Annotated in this window: 17 protein-coding genes, 1 tRNA gene and 1 riboswitch; of the genes, 3 read left to right on the plus strand and 15 right to left on the minus strand. The window is 66.2% G+C overall.

Features of this window, described 5'->3' with window-relative positions:
* The first annotated feature begins 47 nt into the window (after positions 1-47).
* Together LHFGNBLO_RS19950 and LHFGNBLO_RS19955 are read left to right on the plus strand one after the other, a co-directional pair.
* Positions 48-953, plus strand: a complete 906-nt coding sequence (locus LHFGNBLO_RS19950) for a PhzF family phenazine biosynthesis protein (protein WP_258600979.1) — start codon at positions 48-50, stop codon at positions 951-953.
* A 106-nt stretch (positions 954-1,059) separates the two neighbouring features.
* Positions 1,060-1,135 (plus strand) — tRNA-Lys (locus tag LHFGNBLO_RS19955).
* A 102-nt stretch (positions 1,136-1,237) separates the two neighbouring features.
* Here the strand turns inward: LHFGNBLO_RS19955 and LHFGNBLO_RS19960 are convergent.
* The 8 genes from LHFGNBLO_RS19960 to cbiE all read right to left on the minus strand — a co-directional run bounded on the left by LHFGNBLO_RS19960 (position 1,238) and on the right by cbiE (position 8,137).
* Positions 1,238-1,624: a hypothetical protein gene (locus tag LHFGNBLO_RS19960; protein WP_258600981.1), complete on the minus strand. Its 387-nt coding sequence runs from the start codon at positions 1,622-1,624 to the stop codon at positions 1,238-1,240.
* Between the two features lie 95 nt (positions 1,625-1,719).
* Positions 1,720-2,730 (minus strand): nicotinate-nucleotide--dimethylbenzimidazole phosphoribosyltransferase, encoded by a 1,011-nt coding sequence (cobT, locus tag LHFGNBLO_RS19965; RefSeq protein WP_258600983.1) that lies wholly within the window; start codon positions 2,728-2,730, stop codon positions 1,720-1,722.
* Between the two features lie 24 nt (positions 2,731-2,754).
* On the minus strand, positions 2,755-3,522 hold the full coding sequence (cobS, locus tag LHFGNBLO_RS19970; RefSeq protein ID WP_258600984.1) for an adenosylcobinamide-GDP ribazoletransferase: 768 nt from the start codon (positions 3,520-3,522) through the stop codon (positions 2,755-2,757).
* Positions 3,519-4,832, minus strand: coding sequence for a cobyrinate a,c-diamide synthase (locus LHFGNBLO_RS19975; RefSeq protein WP_258600985.1), 1,314 nt, complete (start codon positions 4,830-4,832; stop codon positions 3,519-3,521). The genes cobS and LHFGNBLO_RS19975 overlap by 4 nt, the downstream gene beginning before the upstream one ends.
* Positions 4,829-5,647, minus strand: coding sequence for a uroporphyrinogen-III C-methyltransferase (cobA, locus tag LHFGNBLO_RS19980; protein ID WP_258600986.1), 819 nt, complete (start codon positions 5,645-5,647; stop codon positions 4,829-4,831). Before cobA ends, LHFGNBLO_RS19975 begins: the two co-directional genes overlap by 4 nt.
* Positions 5,644-6,408, minus strand: coding sequence for a precorrin-4 C(11)-methyltransferase (gene cobM / locus LHFGNBLO_RS19985; RefSeq protein ID WP_258600987.1), 765 nt, complete (start codon positions 6,406-6,408; stop codon positions 5,644-5,646). The genes cobA and cobM overlap by 4 nt, the downstream gene beginning before the upstream one ends.
* The gene (locus LHFGNBLO_RS19990) at positions 6,405-6,914 is read right to left on the minus strand and encodes a cobalamin biosynthesis protein (protein WP_258600988.1); all 510 of its coding nucleotides are present in this window, start codon (positions 6,912-6,914) and stop codon (positions 6,405-6,407) included. The genes cobM and LHFGNBLO_RS19990 overlap by 4 nt, the downstream gene beginning before the upstream one ends.
* Positions 6,911-8,137, minus strand: coding sequence for a precorrin-6y C5,15-methyltransferase (decarboxylating) subunit CbiE (gene cbiE, locus LHFGNBLO_RS19995; protein WP_258600989.1), 1,227 nt, complete (start codon positions 8,135-8,137; stop codon positions 6,911-6,913). Before cbiE ends, LHFGNBLO_RS19990 begins: the two co-directional genes overlap by 4 nt.
* A gap of 1 nt (position 8,138) precedes the next feature.
* On the opposite strand from cbiE, the gene LHFGNBLO_RS20000 reads away from it, so the two are divergent.
* Positions 8,139-8,906: a cobalt-precorrin-6A reductase gene (locus tag LHFGNBLO_RS20000; RefSeq protein WP_258600990.1), complete on the plus strand. Its 768-nt coding sequence runs from the start codon at positions 8,139-8,141 to the stop codon at positions 8,904-8,906.
* Here LHFGNBLO_RS20000 and LHFGNBLO_RS20005 read toward each other — a convergent pair.
* The 7 genes from LHFGNBLO_RS20005 to LHFGNBLO_RS20035 are packed head-to-tail and all read right to left on the minus strand — an operon-like array spanning position 8,870 to position 17,634.
* Positions 8,870-9,634: a precorrin-3B C(17)-methyltransferase gene (locus tag LHFGNBLO_RS20005; protein WP_258600992.1), complete on the minus strand. Its 765-nt coding sequence runs from the start codon at positions 9,632-9,634 to the stop codon at positions 8,870-8,872. The genes LHFGNBLO_RS20000 and LHFGNBLO_RS20005 overlap by 37 nt on opposite strands.
* On the minus strand, positions 9,631-10,389 hold the full coding sequence (locus LHFGNBLO_RS20010) for a precorrin-2 C(20)-methyltransferase (RefSeq protein WP_258600994.1): 759 nt from the start codon (positions 10,387-10,389) through the stop codon (positions 9,631-9,633). Before LHFGNBLO_RS20010 ends, LHFGNBLO_RS20005 begins: the two co-directional genes overlap by 4 nt.
* Positions 10,386-11,018: a precorrin-8X methylmutase gene (locus LHFGNBLO_RS20015; RefSeq protein WP_258600996.1), complete on the minus strand. Its 633-nt coding sequence runs from the start codon at positions 11,016-11,018 to the stop codon at positions 10,386-10,388. Before LHFGNBLO_RS20015 ends, LHFGNBLO_RS20010 begins: the two co-directional genes overlap by 4 nt.
* Before the next feature lie 2 nt (positions 11,019-11,020).
* Positions 11,021-12,490: a precorrin-3B synthase gene (gene cobG / locus LHFGNBLO_RS20020; RefSeq protein WP_258600998.1), complete on the minus strand. Its 1,470-nt coding sequence runs from the start codon at positions 12,488-12,490 to the stop codon at positions 11,021-11,023.
* The gene (locus LHFGNBLO_RS20025; protein WP_258601000.1) at positions 12,487-16,146 is read right to left on the minus strand and encodes a cobaltochelatase subunit CobN; all 3,660 of its coding nucleotides are present in this window, start codon (positions 16,144-16,146) and stop codon (positions 12,487-12,489) included. The genes cobG and LHFGNBLO_RS20025 overlap by 4 nt, the downstream gene beginning before the upstream one ends.
* A 19-nt stretch (positions 16,147-16,165) precedes the next feature.
* Positions 16,166-17,203, minus strand: coding sequence for a cobalamin biosynthesis protein CobW (gene cobW / locus LHFGNBLO_RS20030; protein WP_258601002.1), 1,038 nt, complete (start codon positions 17,201-17,203; stop codon positions 16,166-16,168).
* Positions 17,204-17,205: 2 nt separating this feature from the next.
* Complete coding sequence (locus LHFGNBLO_RS20035) at positions 17,206-17,634, minus strand: DUF1636 family protein (protein WP_258601004.1); 429 nt, start codon at positions 17,632-17,634, stop codon at positions 17,206-17,208.
* 38 nt (positions 17,635-17,672) lie between these two features.
* A riboswitch (cobalamin riboswitch) is annotated at positions 17,673-17,878 on the minus strand.
* Positions 17,879-17,896: the final 18 nt, after the last annotated feature.

Consider the following 17,896-nt stretch of genomic DNA (forward strand, 5'->3'; position numbering starts at 1 on the left):
AAATTAAATTTCGCACATGTTGGGATTGAGGCAGAAGGCTTTCTACGATGCTGACCCGGAATTACTTGCTTTACGATGTGTTTACGACCGAGCGGCTGGCCGGCAATCCGCTTGCCGTGGTGCTGGACAGCAAGGGGCTGGACACGGCTGCGATGCAGTCCATCGCGCGCGAGTTCAACCTCTCCGAATCGGTCTTCGTGCTGCCGCCGGACAATCCCAAGCACCGAAACCGCATTCGCATCTTCACGCCCGACTATGAAATGCCGTTCGCCGGTCATCCAACTGTCGGCGCCGCGATTGCGCTCGCCGAACTGGCTGGCGACGGCGCCGGCATCTTCGTGCTGGAGGAGAACATCGGGCCGGTGCGCTGCGCCGTCAGCAAGCACGACGGCAATACCTTCGCCGAGTTCGACCTGGCCAAACTGCCGGAGCCATTGGAGTTGTCCGCCGACCCGGAGGCGATCGGCGCGGCACTTGGCTTGGCGCCGCATGAGATCGGCTTCGAGAACCACCGCGTCTCGTTCTGGTCGGCCGGCGTGCCTTATGTGACCATTCCCGTCGCCAACCTCGAAGCGGCGGCGCGGATCAGGCTGGACAACCAGGCGTGGTCCGAACTTGCGACGCGCAAGAGCGAATGGGCCTTCGCCAGCCCCTATGTCTATTGCCGCGACACGGTGAACCATGACAGCGCGTTCCATGTGCGCATGATCGTCCCCGGCACTCCTTCCTACGAAGACCCGGCAACCGGCTCGGCGGCGGCGGCCTTCGCCGGCGCCATCATGCATTTCGATGGCCCGACGGATGGCATTTCGCAGCTGTGGATCGAGCAGGGACTGGAGATGGGCCGGCCGTCACGCATTCGGCTCGAACTGAATGTCGAAGGCGGAAAACTGGCGTCCGCCCGCATCGGCGGTCACGCCATCAAGGTGGCGGAAGGCAAGCTGTTCGTCTGACCGTGTGCAGCGGTTAGGCGATTTGTCGGGAAATGATTCCTGCAGGGCTGGACATGACTGGTATCGGCGGCTATATGCCCGCCGACGCCGGTTTTACCGGTCGAGTGGGTGCGTAGCTCAGTTGGTAGAGCAGCTGACTCTTAATCAGCGGGTCCACAGTTCAATCCTGTGCGCACCCACCAAATTCTTCAAAGACTTGGTGGAAAGAGACCCTGGAACGAGGGCGAGACTGTGAGACCGGGTTTGCCCGTCTCACGCCCGGTGTGGGGATTTCAGGCTGCCGCCTATGGCGCGGTCTTGCTCAGACTGGCCTTGAACTTGACCTTCATGGTGATCTGGCCGGTCACCCCGATCTGGGGTCCGTTCACGCCGCGATCCTTCGAGTTGACGTTAGTCGTGACATTGGTGATCTCACAGCTGTCGGCGATGGTCTCAATCACCATCGCACAACTGCCGGCCACGAGCTTGTAGAAGGAACGTAGCGCTGTTTCCTGTTGGATGGCCATGTCGTCGCCTTCCTTGACAGGAACGCTTATCGAGAGGCTCGACTGGATCCTGACGGTCCCGTCCTCGCCGGGACGACGGCGGCCTGAGACATCGAAATCCTGGGAGAATGCAGGCGCGGCCATGCCACAAAGCAGAACGGCGAATATTAGCTTCTTAAAATACATCATTGATCTCCATGCGAGAGGATCACTGTCTCGCATAGAGATAAAGATGGCGTTACTTCTTTAGTTCAACAAAGCAAAAGTGTTTAGGGGCTCTTCTACTTCTCCGACACGCCAGCCTCCGCAAAACTCGCCATGCGGGCGTGGCATTCGAGCGCCGAGCGGACGATGTTGACGGCGAGGCAGGCGCCGGAGCCTTCGCCGAGCCGCATGCCGAGATCGAGCAGGGGTGGCAGCTCAAGGGCCTCGAGCAGGCCACGATGGCCCGATTCGGCCGAGACGTGGGCGGCGATGGTGTGAGCAAGACCCGTCGGATGCAGCTTCGCCAGTGGTGCAGCTGCGGCGGTACAGACGAAGCCGTCGAGCAGCACCGGCACACCCAGGCGGCGAGCGGCGAGTGTCGCGCCGAAGATAGCGGCGAGTTCGCGTCCGCCAAGCGCGGCGGCGATGCCCAGCGGGTCGGCAAGGGCGGCAGCATGGCGCTTGAGGCCGGCCTCGATGGCCGTGACCTTGCGCTTGAGGCCGGCATCGTCGACGCCGGTACCGCGCCCAGTCCATTTTTCCGCGCCGCCGCCGAACAGGGCAGCCGAAATGGCGGCGGCAGGGGTGGTGTTGCCGATGCCCATTTCGCCGAAGCAGATGAGGTCGATATCCCTGGTCACCGCGTCATAGCCGGCCGAGACGGCGGCTAGGAAGGCCCTGTCGTCCATCGCCGGTTGTTGCGTGAAGTCGCCGGTCGGCTGGTCGAGGTCGAGCGCGATGACATCGAGTTCGGCGCCGGCGATGCGGGCGAGCTGGTTGATGGCGGCACCGCCGCCGGCGAAATTCGCCACCATCTGCACCGTGACTTCCGACGGGAAAGCCGACACGCCCTGTGCGGTGACGCCGTGGTTGCCGGCGAAGACGAAGACTTTGACGCGGTCGAGCTTCGGCATGTCGCGGCCCTGCCAGCGGGCCAGCCAGGCGGCGATGGTCTCCAACCGGCCAAGGCTGCCTTGCGGCTTTGTCAGCGTATCTTGGCGGCGGGCGACGGCATTGGCCGCGGCATCGCTACCCGCGGGCAGGTCGAGGCAAGCGGCGCGCAGTTCGTCAAGCGATGTGAAGGGCATGGGAAAGAGTTCTCCGAAAGAGAGTCAGGAAAGGGAAACGGAAGCGGCGAGCAGGACTGCGATCTCGCCGAGTTGCTGCAGCGCGCCGACGGTATCGCCCGTCTGGCCACCGATCTGGTTGCGGCACAGCGCGCGGAAGGCGAAAAACAGCAGGCCGAGCAGGATCAGCGCGACAAAGGCGCCGCCGGAACCAAGCATCAGCAGCGCGAAGGCGCCGAGCGCGATACCGATGCCAGCGGTCTCTGTGGAGACCGTGCCTGCCCCGGCCGAGAGGCCATCGCCGCGAGCCGGCGGCAGGATATGCATGAAGGCGCCGAGCAGCCCGCGCGAGGCGGCATGCGCGGCAATGAGAGCAAAGAGGACATGCGCGGGGCCGGCGAATTCCGAGAGCACGCTCCAGCGGACCAGCAGCGAGAGACCGAGCGCGCAGGCGCCATAGGCGCCGATGCGGCTGTCGCGCATGATCTCGAGTTTCCTGTCGCGCGTCTTGCCGCCGCCAAAACCGTCGGCGACATCCGAAAGCCCGTCTTCATGCAGGCAGCCGGTGGCGATCATGATCGCGGCAAGGGCAAGGGCCGCGGCCGGGCCATCAGCGAGGCCGAGCCAGCTCCCGACCGCGTAGCCAAATGCGCCAATGACCGCGACGACGAGGCCTGCAACGGGCGCGGCCCAGATCGCGGCGGCAAGGCTGCGGCCGCGAAAGTCGAAGACCGGCAATGGCAGCCGGGTGAAGAAGACGAGGCAAAGAGCGATGTCGTCGAGGGCTTGCCGGGGCGAGGGGATGGCGTTCATGCGCTCCTCGCAATGGCATGGAAGAAGGTGCCGCTGACATTGCCGCGCCGGTAGCCGGAAGCGCCAAGCGGGTTGCCTTGTCCGTCGGCGAGGTCGGCCAGCGGCTCGTCATTGCCGGTCGCTGTCATCTGCGCATAGTGGAATTCGTGGCCGCGGATCAGCGCGCCCTGGGTCCCGAGTGGACAATCGGCGCGCAACCGCGCCTCGCGGTAACCGAGGTTCATCTTTCGCTTGGCAAAACTGGTCGAGTGACCGAGCATGCCGAGCATCCTGTGCGTCTCGCCCGATGCATCTTCCAGCGCCTCGCCCAGCACCATGAAGCCGCCGCACTCGCCATGCACCGGCTTGGTCGCGGCGAACCTTGCCATGCCTGCGCGGAAGGTTGCAGCGGCGGCGAGGCGGCCGGCGTGAAGCTCCGGATAGCCGCCGGGCAGCCAGCAGACATCGCAGCCCTCGGCCGGCGCTTCGTCGGCCAGTGGCGAGAAAGGGACGATCTCGGCGCCGGCCTTGCGCCAATGTGCGGCGACATGCGGATAGAGGAAGGTGAAGGCGGCGTCTTCGGCCAAGGCGATGCGCTGGCCGGGTGGCAGGAGCGCGTCGCCGAAATTGCCTGATGCCGGCGAGAATGGAGCCGCCAGCGCCATGATGGCGTCGAGGTCGAGCGACTTTTCCACCATGTCGGCCAGCCGGTCGAGATGGGCCATCAAATTCTCGTACTCGCCTGCCTGGACAAGGCCGAGATGGCGCTCCGGCAAGTTCAGCGAGGGATCACGCAATATGGCGCCGACGACCGGCAGGCCGAGCGCCTCGATGGCGTCGCTGCAGAGCCGGCGGTGGCGTTCGCTGCCCAGCCGGTTGAGCACGACGCCGGCCATGCGCACATCGGGATCGTAGGTAGCAAAACCCTTGGCAACGGCCGCAGCGGTGGTCGACTGTCCAGAGACGTCGAGCACCAGCAGCACCGGCAGACCGTAGAGCCGGGCAAGATCGGCGGCCGATCCGGTGCGACCCGGAGCAGCGGGAATGCCGTCGAACAGGCCCATGGCGCTTTCGAGGAAGATGAAGTCGGCATCCTCAGTTGCCTCGCCAGCCAGCGCGTTGAGCAAGGCAGGCGGCATTGCCCAGCTGTCGAGATTGACACCCGACAGACCGGTGGCGGCGGTGTGGAAACCGGGGTCGATATAGTCGGGGCCGGATTTCGCACCACGCACTTTCAGGCCTCGCCGGGCCAGCGCGCGCAGAATGCCGATGGTGACGCTGGTCTTGCCCGAGCCGGAGCGCGGCGCGCCGATGATGATGGCGCGGGTCATGGTTCGCCCGCCAGTGCCGCGCGCATGGCAACGATGCCGCCGACGACGATCAGCGCCGGTGCGGTCAGCCCGGCCGCGGCCGCTTCCTCTGATATGGTGGCGAGCGTGGCGACGACAATGCGCTCCTGTGGCGTCGTCGCGGCGACGATCACCGCGGCTGGCGTCGAAGGCGCCAGCCCGCCCTTGAGCAGTGATGCGGCGATAACCGGCAGATTGGCCATGCCCATGTAGATCACGACCGGCTGGCCGGTGCGGGCGATGGCCGCCCAATCCAGATCGTCGTCGGTGCCGGCGGCGTGGCCGGTGGCCAGGATCACCGCCTTGTTGATGCCGCGCATCGTTGCCGGGATGCCGGTGGCGGCAAGCGCGCTCAGGCCTGAGGTGAGGCCAGGCAGGACGCGGAACGGGATGCCTTCCCGCGCGAGCGCCAGCGCCTCTTCGCCGCCGCGGCCGAAAATATAGGGATCGCCGCCTTTCAGCCTGATGACACGGCGGCCCTCGCGCGCCAGCCGCACCAGCAAAGTGGTGATGTCGTCCTGCTTCATCGACGGCTGGCCGCCGCGCTTGCCGGCAAAGAACAGTTCGGCACCTTCGGCGACGGCAACGACATCGGCAGAGACCAGCGCGTCGTAGACGAGGGCATCGCACTGCCCGAGTGCGGCCAGCACTTCCAGCGTCAGGCAGCCGGGATCGCCGGGACCGGCACCGGCCAGCCAGACATGACCCGGTTCCAGCGAACGCGGCTTGAAGTTCAGCCGCGCGAGCGCCTGCTCGACCGTGCCGTTTCCGTTCTTCTGTTTGGCGCTGCCGCTCACAATCCGTCCCGTCCGCGAAAACGCCGCTGGTAGTGGGCGTCGTAAAGTGAACTCTCGCCAAAACCTTCCGCCGCCAGCGAACGGCCGACGAAGATGATCGCCGTGCGTTCCATCGGGTCGGCAGCGAGCAGCATTTCGATCGTCGCCAGCGTGCCGGTCAGCACGCGTTCGTCCGGCCAGGAGGCGCGGAAGACGACCGCCACCGGGCAATCGGCGCCATAGAACGGCGTCAACTCGGTCACGACGCGGTCGATGGCATGGATGGCAAGGTGGATAGCGAGAGTCGCGCCGGTGCGGCCGAAGCCGGCCAGCGTCTCGCCGGGCGGCATCTTTGACGCGCGGCCGGAGATGCGGGTCAGCACCAGGCTCTGCGCGACTTCGGGAATGGTGAGTTCGCGGCGCAACGCCGCGGCAGCGGCGGCAAAGGAGGGCACGCCCGGCGTCAACGTGTAGGGGATGCCGTGCTTTTCCAGCCGGCGGATCTGCTCGGCAACGGCGCTCCACACCGACAGGTCGCCGGAGTGTAGGCGCGACACATCGTGGCCGTCCTTGTGGGCCGCAACATATTCGGCCTCGATCTCGTCGAGCGACATCGGCGCGGTGTCGATCAGCTTTGTGCCCGGCGCGCAGTGCTGCAAAAGCTCGGGCGCGACGATCGAGCCGGCGTAGAGGCAGACCGGGCAGCTTGCCAGCAGCTTGCTGCCGCGCAAGGTGATGAGGTCGGCAGCACCCGGTCCAGCGCCAATGAAATGAACGGTCATGCCACATCTCCACTGATGGCGATGGCGCAAGTGACAGGGCCGAGCACGGTGCGCGGCCCGAGCAGCCTAGCGCCTTTGCCGGCGACGGCGAGGGCGGATGCTTCGGAAACCGATGGCGTGCCAGCCAGATCCTGCGACAGATCGGAATGGCTGAGCAAAGCGACCCCCTCATCCGGCCCTTCGGGCCACCTTCTCCCCGCTGGGGAGAAGAGGCTGGCGCCGGCGCCGGCAATCTCCTCTCCCCTCGGGGAGAGGTCGGTCGAGCGAAGCGGAGGCCGGGTGAGGGGGGGCGACGGTTCGGAGCCAGCGACATCAACTACTATCACCGGGAGGCCGAGTTCGCGACCGGCAGCAAAAATCGCCTCTTCGCCGCGTTTGAACTCGGTCGTAGCCAGGGCAGACAGAGCAGTCATCGCTAGCCCATGCGCTTCCAGCGCCGCTTCTATCGCTGCGAGCACCTCGCTTGCGCTGACGCCTTTGCGGCTGCCGATACCAGCGACCATCATGGCTTTACCCAGCTCCACTGGGTGACCGGCATGGCCGGTCGCCAGGCCTGCATCGAGCCGACGGGAGACACGCGCGACAGCGCGATGCGGGTGAGATCGCCGCCGAGCGAGGTGTGGCGGGCGAGAAGCAGCGCTTCCATCTCCAGCGTCACCGCATTGGCGACCAGCCGGCCGCCGGCGCGCAGGGCCTTGACGGCAGCATTCAACACGCCGGCATCGCTGCCGCCACCGCCGATGAAGATCGCATCAGGCGTCTCCAGCCTGGCGAGCGCCTTCGGTGCCGAGCCTTCGACCACGACGAGGCCGGGCACGCCACAATGCGAAGCGTTGCGGCCAATACGAGCGGCACGGATCGGATCGGCCTCGATGGCGATGGCGCGCGTCGACGGATGGGACAGCATCCATTCGATACCGACCGAACCCGAGCCGGCGCCGATGTCCCAAAGCAACTCGCCGCGCCTGGGTGCAAGCGCCGACAGCGTGATGGCGCGCACCTCGCGCTTGGTGATCTGGCCGTCATGGTCGAACAGATGATCGGCAAGACCTGATGTCAGCGGCAGGATTCGCGCTTGCGGCGTTGATTCAATTTCGATGGCCAGCACGTTGAGCGGATTGACGTTTGCGAGGTCGAAGGCATCAGCGCGGGCCGTCTGCAACTTTTCGTTCGGCCCGCCCAGCGCCTCCAGCACGGTCAGCCGTGAGGCGCCGAAGTCGAGTTCGGTGAGCAGCCGGGCGATCGCCGCCGGTGCTTCGGCATCCGATGTCAGGGCGAGGATGCGGGTGCCCGGATGCAGCAGCGGCCGGATGAGGTCGACCGGCCGGCCATGCAGCGAGATGATCTCGATATCCTGCAGCGGCCAGCCGAGGCGGGATGCGGCCAGCGAAATGGCCGAAGGGGCAGGGATGACACGCATGTCCTGCGCCGCAACCTTGCGGGCGAGGGTGACGCCGACACCGTGGAAGAACGGATCACCGGAAGCCATCACGCAAATCTTCTTGCCAGCGAGCGCCAGCACGTCGCGCATCTCGGCATCAAAAGGGGTCGGCCATGGCCGTGCTTCGCCTTTGGCAAGCGATGCAACAAGGGCAAGGTGGCGTTTGCCGCCAAAGATGTATTCAGCCCCCGCGATCAGCCGCTTGGCCTCGTCGCCGAGACCCGCTACACCGTCCTCGCCGATGCCGATGACGGTGAGCCAGGCGAGCGATTGACCTTCAGCAGGCATGATGACCCACCGCATTCTGATCCTTGGCGGAACCACCGAAGCCCGGCAACTGGCAGGAAAGCTCGCCGCGCGCGCCGATCTCTCCATCACGCTGTCGCTGGCCGGTCGCACCGAAAACCCGGTTGCACAGAACGTGCCGACAAGAGTTGGTGGCTTCGGCGGCGCCGATGGGCTGGCAGCCTATCTCAACGACATGCGCATCGACCTGCTGATCGACGCCACGCATCCCTATGCGGCGCAAATCTCTGCCAATGCCGCGGAAGCGGCGCTGAAGATCGGTGCACCGATTGTTGCCCTGCGGCGTCCCGGCTGGGAACTTGTTGGCGGCGACCGCTGGACGTCGGTTGACACCGTTGCCGATGCTGCGAAGGCCTTGGGATCGGCGCCACGCCGTGTCTTCCTGGCGCTCGGCCGGCAAGAGGTCTCCGCCTTCGAAGCTGCACCCCAGCATCATTATCTCATCCGCAGCGTCGATCCGGTCGAGCCGAGGCTGGCGGTACCCGATGCGACCTACCTGCTGGCGCGTGGGCCATTCCCAGAAGCCGACGAACATGCCCTGCTTCGGCACCACCGCATCGATATCGTCGTGTCCAAGAACAGCGGCGGCGAGGCGACCTATGGCAAGATCGCGGCGGCGCGAGCCTTGGGTATTGATGTCATCATGATCCGCAGGCCTGCCTTGCCGGACGTTCCCTCCGCCGAGACTGTCGAAGCGCTTGCTGCAATGGTCGATCATTTTGTCCGACCCGTGGACGAACGCGGCGTGTAGACCAGCGCCGGCTTGTCGCCGCGCTTGATGATCCTGGTTTCCGGCGAGCCGATGATGATGCAGGTCGCCATATCGGCTTTTTGCGCGTCGACATCCGCCAGCAGGAAAACTTCGATGCGCTCGTCGGGCCGGCCGGCGGCGCGACCGAAGATGACCGGCGTGGTGCCGGGCAGGATCGCCGTCAGGCATTCGAAGGCTCGGCCGAGCTGCCACGGGCGCGCCTTGCTGATCGGATTGTAGAGCGCGATGACGAAGCCGGCGCCCGCGGCCGCCAGCAGCCGCAGTTCGATCAGTTCCCAGGGCTTGAGGTTGTCGGACAGCGAGATGGCGCAGAAATCATGGCCGAGCGGCGCGCCGATGCGTGCGGCGACAGCGAGCATGGCGGTGATGCCGGGCACCATGGCGACATCGACGTTGCGCCATTCGGCGGGACCAGCCTCGATCGCCTCGCAGACGGCCGCGGCCATGGCGAAGACGCCGGGGTCGCCGCCGGAAACCACGGCGACATCATGGCCTTCGGCAGCCTTTGTCAGCGCATCCTTGGACCGGGCAAGTTCCTCGCGATTGTCCGAGGCGACGCGGGTCTGGTCCGGGCGCAGATCGAGCCGGTCGAGATAGGGTTTGTAGCCGTAGAAGAATTTTGCCTCGGCGACAGCGCGGCTCGCTTCCGGCGTGACCTGATCGGCATTGCCAGGCCCAAGGCCAATGACAGTCAGACGGCCGCTCACGCTTCGCCTCCAGATATCGGCGGGCGGCCTGACCAGCCGGCGACCAGCACGATGGCGAAATAGGGCGCCTTGTCGTCCTGCTTGTCGGCAAGCCGCATCGAGACGCTGCCCGGCATGGTGCCGCGTTCGACATAGACGGCGCGCTGTGCCTTGCCTGTCGCTTCCAGCGCCCGCCTGATCTTGGGCAGGTTGCGGCCCACCTTCATGATGACGGCGGCGTCGGTGTCGGCCAGCCGGCGCGTCAGCTCGAATTCGCTCATCGTGCCGGGGAGCACGGTCAGCACGTCGTCGCCCTGGACGATGGGCAGGCCGGTCGCCGACCAGCAGCCGGACATGGCGGTGACGCCGGGAATGACTTCGGTCGGAAAGCGATGCGCCAGCCGGACATGCAGATGCATGTAGGAGCCGTAGAAAAGCGGGTCGCCTTCCGACAGGACGGCGACCATCCTGCCGGCGTCGAGATGCTCGGCGACCTTTTCGGCCGACTCCTCGTAGAAGCTGGTGATCTGCGACCGGTAGTCGTCGTGATCCTTGTCGATTTCGGTGGTCACGGGATAGAGCAGCGGCAATTCGATCAGGCCGGGGCGGAATTGCGCTTCGACGATGGTCCGCGCGTTGCTGTTGTTGCCGCGCTTGGCGAAATAGGCCACCACATCGGCTTCGGCCAATGCCCGCGCGGCCTTCAGCGTCAGCAGCTCGGGGTCGCCGGGACCGGTGCCGACGCCGACCAGTCGCCCTTTTGCAAGCGCGTTCACAGGCCCGGCCTCGCCAATGCGTTGAGTGCCGCGGCGGTCATGGCGCTGCCACCCAACCGGCCGCGCACGATCGCATAGGGCACGCCATAGGAATTCTCGGCCAGCGCATCCTTCGACTCGGCTGCACCGACGAAGCCCACCGGCATGCCGATGATCGCCGCCGGCTTCGGCGCGCCGTCGCGCAGTTTCTCCAGGAGATAGAAAAGTGCGGTTGGCGCGTTGCCGATGGCGACCACCGAACCGGCCATGCGCTCACCCCACAGGTCGATGGCCGCGGCAGAGCGGGTGTTGCCGATCTCTTTGGCGATCTCGGCGGTGCGCGAGTCGCGCAGCGTGCAGATCACCTCGTTGCCGGCCGGCAGACGGGCGCGGGTGACGCCGTGCGAGACCATTTCCGCGTCACAGAAGATCGGCGCACCGGCCGAGAGTGCTGCGCGCGCGGCCGCGACGAAATCGCTTGAAAAGACAAAATGCCTGGCAGATTCGACCTGACCGCAGGCATGGATCATGCGGATGGCGACATCGGCCTCGGCTTCGGAGAAGCGCGCGAGATCAGCCTCGTCGCGGATGATGGCGAAGGAGCGCTCGTAGATCGCCGTGCCGTCATGGATGTAGTCGTACGCGGCCATGCTCATTCCTGTCGGTAAGCCTCGGCTATGCCGACCGCGCCAAGCCTTGCCAGGCAGGCAGCGGTGGTTTCGCCGGGATGTCGTCTTGCGCGGATCGCTGCTGCGATGCGGCTGATGCCGCGCGCGGCGTCATAGCCCGGCCTGTATCCGGCAGGAAGAGCTTTCGCCGTCGCGTTCACGACAAGTCCGGCTCCGTTTTCGCCGCCGACCAAGGTCAGGGGCGCCGGGCCGGGATGCGCGCAGCCCTTGGCGCAGCCGGAAATGTGCAGTGTGAAGGAGGAATCGAAGATGTCGCGATTGTCTGTCGCGATGGTTTCGGCGATGTCGCGTGTGGCGATCCGGCCGGAAGCGCAGGCCGGCGTGCCGGGGCAAGCAGCGATGCGCGTGCGCAGGTCGGCGGCGTTAGTGACGAAGCCAAGGGTGGCGGCAGCGTGCTGAAGGGATTGGCTGGCGGCTGGCGCCAGGGCAAGGAAGAGCAGGGCGCGGCCCGGCGCCAGCCGGATTTCGGTCGCGCCGAGGGCGAGGGCACGTTGAGTGAGGTCAATAATCTTGCCCGCCGGCATGCTGCCGAAGGGCAGGCCGATGCCGAGGGCGGCAGCGTCGCCAGTCAAGGGGAAGAGACCGATGGGTTGGCGATCCTTCGCGCCCCCCTCTGTCCTGCCGGACATCTCCCCCACGGGTGGGGAGATTGGCAGTTCCGGCGCCGGCGCTCCCTTGGCAGCGTCGGGGATTGGCGAAGGCAGCGGTGAGAGTTCGATCTCCCCCCTAGTGGGGGAGATGTCCGGCAGGACAGAGGGGGGCGCGAAGGAATGCCAGCCCGCGAGTGATCTCAGCTGCCGCTCTGTCAGATCCCTCGCATGGGCTTCGCGACCTTTTTCGGCAACCATTCTAAGCACTGCAACGGCGGTGTCGCGCGCTGCATTTTCATCGGCCGTTGCAACTGGCTTCGCGCTTTGGCTGTCACCGGCAACAGATACAGTCCACAGGATGCTCGCGTCGGCCCGCACCGCATTCAATCTGACATCGGCCGTCACCGCGTCCATGGTCAGCTGCCCGCCGCCATCGATAACAACCGAAACCTTCGGCCCGAGGCGCTGCGTCAGCCCGGCTTCGTCTATCGCTGCGCGAATGTGTTCCGCCAGTGGGCGCGGGTCAGCGATCTCTTCCGGATCGATGCCGGCCAGCCGGCCGGTCTCGACCGGCACGCCGGTGCGCACCGCGATACCAAGCGCATCGACCTCCGCTGCCAGCAGCCGCGCGCTCGCCGCCGTCAGGCCGCGGATCTGCAGGTTGCCGCGCGCGGTCACTTCCATGATGCCGTTGCCGTGCCGCAAGGCGGATTCGCAGAGTCCGATCAACGACTTTGGCGAAAGTCCTCCAGCGACAGGGTTGAGCCGCACCAGCAGGCCGTCGCCGGTCTGCATCGGCGCGGATAGAGCAGGGCAAGCGCCTCGGCGGGAGAAGGCGTTCATGCCGCCACCCCATGGGCTTCGACGATCAGGGCGGCGAGATCGTCGTCGATCGAATTGCGCAAGGGGTGCCAGAGGCCGCGCCGCCGCGCCGATTGGAACCGTTCGGCAATAACCTTTGCCGCTGCCGGGTTCTCGCGCAGGATGAAGGCGCGAACCTCGGGATCGCCGACATAGGCATCATGCACGGCCTCGATCAGCACGCCTGATATGGCGTTGGTGGTTTCGGCAAAACCGACGAGACGGTCGACCGTCTCGGCGAATTCCGAGGCGCCGCGCGGGCCGTGGCGCATCTGGCCGGCGATGAAGCGGGGATTGATCGCACGGGCGCGCACCACCCGGGACACCGCCTCGCCAACCGAGCGCGGCTTCGGCTTTTGCGGATCGGTGGTGTCGAGCACGATGACGTCTGCGTTCTTGCCAAGTGCCGCGACCGCTGCCGAAAACCCGCCGATGAAGGCAACATCGGCGGAGCCTTCGAGAATGTCGCGGCCGGGGTCGTCGCCGGTATGAACGAGAAGGTCAGCTTCGGCGATGCGGCCTTCAAAGGCGCCGGGCGCTGAGATGCCTTCGCCCTCGGCGCCGCCATAGGCATGTGACGTCGCGTCGAGATAGGCGCGACCGATCTCTTCGCGCGCGGCCCAGTTGCCGCTCGACAACAATTCCTCGACGCCGACGCCATAGGTGCCGGGCGAGGTGCCGAAAATGCGTGGGCTGATCTTTCCCTCCGCGCGGGTCCTGGCCGCGAGCGGGTTTTCCGAATCGTCCTCGTCGCGGGTGGCGACGGCGTTGGCAGCAGCGTCGATCAGCGCGATCTGGGTCGGGAACATGTCGCGAAACAGACCGGAAATGCGCCAGGTGACATCGACGCGCGGGCGGCCGAGCGCTGCCGGCGGCAGCACTTCGATGCCGGTGATGCGGCCAGTGGCGCCATCCCACTGCGGCCGGCAGCCCATCAGAGCCAGGCCTTGCGCGATCTCCTCGCCACCGGTGCGTAGCGAGGCCGAGCCCCAGAGGTCGATGACCAGCGAGCGCGGCCAGTCACCATGCGATTGCATGTAGTTGCGCACCACTTCTTCCGCAGCCACCTTGCCCAGATCATAGGCGGTCGGCGTCGGCATGGTGCGCGGGTCTGATGTGAACAGGTTGCGGCCGGTGGGCAGGACATCGCGTCGGCCGCGCGCCGGCGCGCCGGCAGGCCCGGCAGCGACATGGCGGCCGTCCAGGGCTGCGAAGAGTGCTGCCTTCTCGGTCGCCGCACTTTGCTGGCGCAGCGGATCGACCTCGCCCTCGGGCGAGCGGCCATAGATATGCAGGCCGTCCTTGATGGCGAAGTCCTTGAGGTCGCAGAGCCAGGCGTCGATGCGGCGCAGCGCTTCGTCAGGTGCGTCGGCTGTGGCAACGCCGGCTTCGGAGGCGAGGCCGGTCTTTTGCGCGGTCTCGACGATCAGCTTCGCCAGCCGGTCGCGGCGGCGGCGGTCGAGCCCGTCGGCCTGCGCGTATTCGTCGACCAGCCGCTCCAGCTTGTGCTGGTTCTCGTCCAGCCCTGCGCTGGTCAGCGGCGGTGGCAGGTGGCCGAGGGTAACAGCGGCGATGCGCCGCTTGGCCTGCGCTGCCTCGCCCGGGTTGGAAACGATGAAGGGGTAGATGACCGGCAGCGAACCGGTGACGATCTCGGGAAAGCAGTTTTCCGAGAGCGCCACGGTCTTGCCGGGCAACCATTCCAGCGTGCCGTGGGCGCCGACATGGATGAGGGCGTGGATGCCCAGCGATTTGCGCAACCAGAGGCCAAAAGCGATCAGCGCATGGCGCGGGGGGAGCGTAGGGTCGTGATAGTCGGCGCGGCGGTCGGCTGAGCGGCCGCGATCTGGGGCGAGCGCTACGGTGACGTTGCCGAAGGTGGCGGCACGGAAGGGGAAGTGTTTTTGGCCAACAGGCTGCGAAGGCTGGCGTTCTGTCGCGCCCCCCTCTGTCCTGCCGGACATCTCCCCCTCAAGGGGGGAGATTGAGCCGTCATCTGCGCTTTCGCCAATCTCAAACATTGGAGGAAGAGAGCCGGCAACGGAACTGCCAATCTCCCCCCTTGAGGGGGAGATGTCCGGCAGGACAGAGGGGGGTGGCTCGCACAAACCCGTCTCGTCTTCCACCTTTCCCCAAGCTGCCTCTACCGCAGCGATTGCCGCTGTCGGTAGCTCCGTCGAAAGGGTGAGGAACTCATCCAGCCCCAACCCATCGCCGCTGCGCTCCAACACATCCAGCAATTCACGCGGCGTTTGCGGAATCCCCTCAACGGCGTAGCCCTGCTCCTTCAGGTCGCTCAGCATGGCCAGCACGCTGGACGGCACGTCGAGGCCAACGGCATAGCCGGTGCGGCCGGGAGCGCTCGGATAGTCGGGGATCAGGATCGCGAGCTTGCGCGTCGCGCGTGGCGCTTGCTGCAGCCGAATGAAGGCTTCGATGCGGTTCGCCACCTGCGCCACGCGGTCTGACTCTGGCCGGTTGGCGAAAGCGCGGAAGGCCAACGCCGGGTCGGTTTCGCTCTCACCCTTGAAGGAAATGGCGCCGGCCAGAATGCGGCCGTCGAGCTCGGGCAGGACGACATGCATGGCAAGGTCGGCGGGGGCGAGGCCGCGCTGGTTGTTTTGCCAGATATCGCGGCGGGTCGTGGCCACGATGACCTGGAACACCGGCACGCCGGCGCGATCGAACAAGGTCTCGACACCGGGCTCGGCGCCGGACGCGAAAGCGGTCGCGGTGATGATGGCGGCGGGTTTCAGCGCGGCCAATGCGTTTTCCACGAAGGCGAGGGAGGTCGGGTCTTTCAGGCTGGAAACGAAGATCGGCACGGGGACCATGCCGCGCTGTCGCAGCGCTTCAAAAAGGGCGTCGATCGGCGCGACATCGGCGGCGAGCAGCATTGAGCGATAGAAGAGAATGGGAATGATTGGCGCGGCGTCTCCCTCCCCCTTGAGGGGAGGGTGGCCCGCAGGGCCGGGTGGGGTCATTGCGGACGTGCTCGGCGCCTCTTTGCGTCGGCGCATGTCGGAGGCGACCCCACCCCCAGCCTGCGGCCGGACCCTCCCCTCAAGGGGGAGGGGCACGACGCCGCGTCCCGGCTCGTAGTAGCCCGCTTTCGGCACACTGACCGGTTCGGCAACAACCGCATTCTGTCCCGCCAACCCTGCGAGACGGGCGACCAGCGCGGTCATATTGGCCGGGCCGCCCTCGCGAAAATAGTCGAGCAGGCCGTCCAGTTCGTCGCGCGGCAGCGTCGAGCCTTCGATCAGCCGCAGATCCTCGTCGTGGCTTTCGCCGGGCAGCAATGCCAGTTTGATGCCGCGCGCACGGGCGGTCGCGGCGAGCTGGTCGCAGCCATAGCGCCACCAGTCGTAGCCGCCGAGGATGCGGACGAGAATGACCTTGGCGTGTTGGGCGACGCTGTCGATCCAGAGGTCGACGGACATCGGATGGCGCAGATCGCGAAGTGCTGCCAGCCGCATGGAGGGCAGGCGCGCCGCATCGGCTTTCCACGCCGCAGCCAGTCCGGCCAGATCGCTGTCGGTGAAGGACAGCGCCACGATATCCGCCGGCGTCTGCCTGAGATCGACAGGCTCGGCGAGATCGTCGAGCGAGGCGGATGTGGTGGTGAGGATGTGCATCGCGGCTCGTGTCTGAAAATCAGCCGGCGAGTATACGCTCGATCGCCGGGCGGTTCAGCCCCTTCAGGCCGATGACGACGAGGCGCGAGCGGCGGTCGTCGTCGGCGGTCCAGGCGCGGTCGTAGTAGTGATTGACGCGCGGGCCGACGGCCTGCAGCAAAAGCCGCATCGGCTTGCCGCCGACATCGATGAAACCCTTGACGCGCAACACGTTTTCTTCTTCGGCTGCGGTGGCGACGCGCTTTGCCAGCTCGTCCGGATTGGCGATCGAGGGAATGTCGACGATGAACGTGTCGAAGTCGTCATGCTCGTGGTCGAACGCGCCGTCATGATGGGACTTGCGGTTCTCGATGTCGTCCTCGACGGCGAGACCGAGCCCAAGCAGTACGGAGGGATCGACCTTGCCATGCGAAGTCGGCACGATCCTCACGGCGCGGGCGGAGTGCTCATTGATGATGGCATTGGCGCGGGCCGTGCCGGTTGCGTCCATCAGGTCGCTCTTCGACAGGATGATCAGGTCGGCGCAGGCGATCTGGTCCTCGAACACTTCCTCGACCGGATCGTCATGGTCGAGTGTGTCGTCCTTGGCACGCTGCGCCTGCAGGGCGTCCATGTCGTTGGCGACGCGGCCTTCGGCCAGCGCCGGTCCGTCGACCACGGCGATGACGCCGTCGACTGTCACCCGGCTCTTGACCGACGGCCACTGGAAGGCCTGGACCAGCGGCTTGGGCAGTGCCAGGCCGGAGGTTTCGATCAGGATGTGGTCGACCCTCGGCGTCAGCGACAGGATCTGGTCCAGCGCCGGGACGAAATCGTCGGCGACGGTGCAGCAGATGCAGCCATTGGCCAGTTCGACGATGTTTTCCTCGGGGCAGGTGTCGATGCCGCACCCCTTGAGGATCTCGCCGTCGATGCCGATGTCGCCGAATTCGTTGACGATGATGGCCAGCCGCTTGCCCTTGGCGTTCTCAAGCAGATGGCGGATCAGCGTCGTCTTGCCGGCGCCGAGAAAGCCGGTGACGACGGTGCAGGGAACGCGGGAAACGGAAGCGGGCATGGTCAGTCCTTCAGCGTGTCGAGGGGAGGGATGCGGGCAACGAGGCCGCGCTTCAGGGATTCGGGACGGCCGCGCCATGGAATGAGGCCGTCGGTCGAGGTGGCGAAGAGCTTTGCGGCGGTGACGAGGTCGGCGCCGCTTGTCGCGGTCAGGTCGCCGAAGACATAGCTCCAGCAGCCGTCGCGCAGGATCGCAGCGCTCAGCCGGCGTTTGCAGTTGCCAAGGCATTCGACGCTGCGGATGCGGATATTGTCGCCGGAAACGGCGCGGCGTGTGTCCTGCGCGAGCAGTTCGCCGGCACGGGGATGGGCGTCGGAGCCGGTCTCGTCGCGGCAGGAGGCGCAGACGATGACGGTGACACCGGCCAAGGCATCGCTGTCGCCGGACAAAGCGTCCGCTGTCTCAGCCGAAAAACTGCTGTCGCGTTCCAAATCAGGCTCCTTGCCCGGAAAACCCGCCAGGCGATCGGATTCTTTTTGTCCTAGACGGCAGGTCTCCTGGCTCGCGGGTCATCGCCTTGGGTGCCGCCTTCCCGGGAACATCCCAGTGGTTTTCGGCCAAGGCTCTTCGCTTACAGTTGCGGGGACAGCCGCGGATTTGAGACCGAGATCCCGCACCGCATTCCCTCTTGGCTCCTCCCATTGAAGAGAAGAGACCGTCTGGACCGGATTTAGGCTTGTGGGTGCAGGCGTG

This window comes from Mesorhizobium sp. AR10 (genome assembly GCF_024746795.1).
In the GTDB taxonomy this organism is placed as follows: Bacteria; Pseudomonadota; Alphaproteobacteria; order Rhizobiales; family Rhizobiaceae; genus Mesorhizobium.